Source organism: Caldanaerobacter subterraneus, assembly GCF_004345675.1.
Taxonomy (GTDB): Bacteria; Bacillota; Thermoanaerobacteria; order Thermoanaerobacterales; family Thermoanaerobacteraceae; genus Thermoanaerobacter; species Thermoanaerobacter subterraneus.
In genome coordinates, this window is record NZ_SLWU01000061.1 from 1 (window position 1) to 3,318 (window position 3,318).

The window sequence follows — 3,318 nt, forward strand, 5'->3', positions numbered from 1 at the left end:
GGCTTTTCTCCATTTAGTGCTCTTATTTCTATTCTTGCTTTTTTGACTTCCTTCAGCACTTCTGAAATATCTCTTTTAGCTGTATCTCTTATTAAGTCCCTTACTGCTGATTTTTCTGCTGTAAGTGCCAGCCTTTCTTTTGCGTATATTTCACGAATAAATATTTTTCTTATGTCTTTTCTTTCGCCATGTGAGAGCACTCCTCTAGTGCGCTTGGGTTCTTTCTCCCATAGTATTACATGCACATGAGGATGACCTTTTGTCTGATGAAAAGCAGCTGCCCATCTTAGGTTTGATTCTGGAATACCCATTTTTGCTGCAGCTTCAGGAAGTGTCGCTCTTAATACTTTTTCCCATGACTCTCTTGTTGTGTAGCCCAATCTTACAGCATCATCTTCTTTCAAAGATAAAACCATTCTCCAGACAATGCCATTGTGGTTTTTAAGCTCCTTTTGAACTTCTCCCAAGTCAGGCATTTCCTCCTCAGCAGTGAAAAGTCCGTGGCTTCCAGGCCTTTCGTGCATGTACTTTGTGTGCCACTCAGGAGTGTCTGGCTCCAATTCATCTTCTATGCTGAGCTCTCCTCTGTCTGCTCCCGGCCTTGTTGCAATGTACTGAACGTGGGCACTGTTCCTTGCTTGGTTTTTAGCTGTTGGAGGATAAAAAGCTATCTTCATTACAAAAGGAGAGCTCATTCATTATCATCTCTTTCTTTGAGATAAGCGGCTGCTTTAACCCTTGCTTCATTGTAAATTTCAACAGCATTGTGTTTGCCTAAATCTGCTATAGTTTGCACATTCATGTACATTGCTGTGGCTGCTGCAACAGCTGCTTTAGCCATGAGCTTGGCCAGCCGGTCCTCTGTCGGTCTTAGTACATCCCGCATGGCTTTGCGAACGGCTTCGGTGACTGCGTCTATGCCACTTTCTGCTGCTTCCTGCGTTAGTCCTTTCTCAAGTATCTTTCGTACTATAGAAGATACTGTTTCTTGCCTTCTAGCTGATAGGTCCAAGAGTAAGCTGTAAATTTCGTTTGAAACTTTCACAGTGATTTTTTTCATTAATTCACCACCTCCCTTGAAAGGTCATACTTTTGTCAGACCAAAAAAGTATTGAAAAATAAGGGTATATTAGTTTTGGGTATGACGTATGTCGTACTTAAATGTTAAGTGTCGTACCATTTGTCGTACCTTACAATTTCCGTATCCGTCGGGCACTGCCCGACGTGTGTCATACCGGCGGTCATACCGCCTTATCCTGCATTATAAAAAACAAGCATAATAGCTCAGCAGGTTTTGAAAAATAGAAAAGCACCCTTGCACATTGCAAAGGTGGTTTTAGGTAGCATCTTTCTCAATATGATGCTTTATTTTTGAAATTTCATAGATAACTCCTATACGGAAGTCTAGTAAATCATCTTCTAACTTCTGGTTATTGTGTCTGTTGTACCAGTATAACCCATCCGTATATACATGTTCAAAAAGCTTGGTCACATCATATTCAGCAGCTTCAATATATCCTTTTTTAAAACCAATACCTGCGGTTATAGAGTGCATCCCATTATATACAAAACAGATGTTTACAGGAGAAAAATAATAAGCTTTATGATTAAACTTATCGTATTGAAACTCATTTCTACCTATGTTTTTAATGTTATCTCTCATTCTTCCCCTGTGCCATGGGAAAACCAAAACGCACTCTTTGGCTAAATCAACCTTTTTTACCTCGGCTTTATCTTCGTATATTGAGAGCATATTCCCCTTTTCATCGTAGTAATGGTAAGGAAAAGGCAGTGATATTCTTAATCCTTCATCAAACCATTTTTCCCTGTAGAAAATGTTTGTTAGCGTATCATATTTTAAATCTTCTCTAATGACGCTAAGTATAAAATCCAGTATTAAAATTTGGTCTTCCTTTGTCTTTTCTTCTTCAAGAGTTTCTTCAACGAATTCCATAGCATATCTAAACTCATGGACAGGATTTACAAAATCTCTATACCACTTTTTCTTCCGTTTCCATTTAAACAAAATTTTCCACCACCTCCTTTTCTAAAAGCTTAAGGACGTTGTAGTAAATTCTTCCCTGCAGAAAAGGTTCATAGTGCATTAGTGAAATTATCTCGTTACATGCTCTCATATACCTTTTTTCGTCAAGAGCTTTCTTTATTTTAACAAGGTGCGGAACATATGAAAAGTGAACTATATTTTTCTCATACTTTTTAGAAGGCCTTAATTTCTTTAACTCCTTATAAAAATCCTGCAAAGCCTTTCTTGCCTCCAAATTCTTCTCTTCTCCTTCATCATTCCACCAGCTGTCATAAGGTTCCAAAATAGAATAAAGCTTCTCCATCTTTACACCTCCAGTAAGTTTACCTAAAGGGACAAAATATCTTCTAGGCTTTCAAGGAGAACTTTTTCATCATTAGAGGTTTCACTCTCAGCAACCGGTTCAGGTTCTGGGGGCTGTGATGGCTTTTGTACTTGTATCCCTGTCTGTTCCAGTTTTTCTAATATGGCTTCAATTTTTGCTATTTTAACTCCAAAGTCTCTGTAGAAGCGCAGAGCATTTTTTATGTATTGACTTTTGTCTTCCTTTAATGATTCAAGAAGATCCTCAATATCCTTATCTTCTTTATTTGTGCGGAAACTGTAGACTTTCAATTTGCTTCACTCCCATTTATGTTTACACCTTCAAAAGCAGTTAGAAGAGTAGGGGAGAGGAGGTAAATTGTGAATTTGTATTACAGCTCTGATTTTCAACTGCTTAAAAATGTAATACAAAATTGAAAATAAGCCTTTGTAAAAGCAGTTGTTTAAAGGATTTGGTGATGTAAACATATGTTTAATCAGAAGTGTAATACAAAGTATAAAAATAAAGCCTTTTAGGTTAGATAGTATAAGGCTTAGAAGGTGTAAACACTATTTTAAAGTAGTTGTAATACAAATTCATAAAAAACAATCTCTAAGCGTCCATTTCTTCTGGGTTTAACTCTGTAAACATGTCTTCATCTGCTTTGCCAGTGTGAGTAGATGTAACTTTTTCAATTATGCTTTCTTTCGACAGTTTTTTCTAAGAAGCTCTAGAGAAATTTCTTTTTCAGGCTCCAGTGTGACAATATAGTTTTTATCCTTCTGCTCTATGAACATGTGGCCGGTCAGTTTCAATTCATCCCATATTTCATAAACTTTTTCCTTCATGCCTTTTTTTTAGGAAGAGTTATTTTAATCATATTTTTGCTCCTCCTTTGTCATCATCTATGATTTTAATAACTTTCTCATCTTTATTTTCGCATACTCGTATGATGTACTTTATTTCTCTC

At 36.9% G+C, this 3,318-nt stretch carries 6 protein-coding genes; all 6 read right to left on the bottom strand.

Annotated features, from left to right (window positions below; translation table 11 throughout):
• Window positions 1-695 (bottom strand): MobP3 family relaxase (mobP3, locus tag EV203_RS13130; protein WP_243700717.1); only part of this gene is annotated, 695 nt, incomplete at its 3' end.
• Window positions 692-1,060 (bottom strand): hypothetical protein, encoded by a 369-nt coding sequence (locus EV203_RS13135; RefSeq protein WP_132040900.1) that lies wholly within the window; start codon window positions 1,058-1,060, stop codon window positions 692-694. The genes mobP3 and EV203_RS13135, both read right to left, overlap by 4 nt.
• Window positions 1,061-1,336: 276 nt before the next feature.
• On the bottom strand, window positions 1,337-2,026 hold the full coding sequence (locus EV203_RS13140; RefSeq protein ID WP_207910906.1) for a DUF6710 family protein: 690 nt from the start codon (window positions 2,024-2,026) through the stop codon (window positions 1,337-1,339).
• Entirely contained in the window at window positions 2,019-2,348 is a 330-nt protein-coding gene (locus EV203_RS13145) for a hypothetical protein (protein ID WP_132040901.1), read from the bottom strand. The genes EV203_RS13140 and EV203_RS13145 overlap by 8 nt, the downstream gene beginning before the upstream one ends.
• A gap of 23 nt (window positions 2,349-2,371) precedes the next feature.
• On the bottom strand, window positions 2,372-2,659 hold the full coding sequence (locus EV203_RS13150) for a hypothetical protein (RefSeq protein WP_132040902.1): 288 nt from the start codon (window positions 2,657-2,659) through the stop codon (window positions 2,372-2,374).
• A gap of 384 nt (window positions 2,660-3,043) precedes the next feature.
• Entirely contained in the window at window positions 3,044-3,196 is a 153-nt protein-coding gene (locus EV203_RS14000) for a hypothetical protein (protein ID WP_243700718.1), read from the bottom strand.
• Window positions 3,197-3,318: the final 122 nt, after the last annotated feature.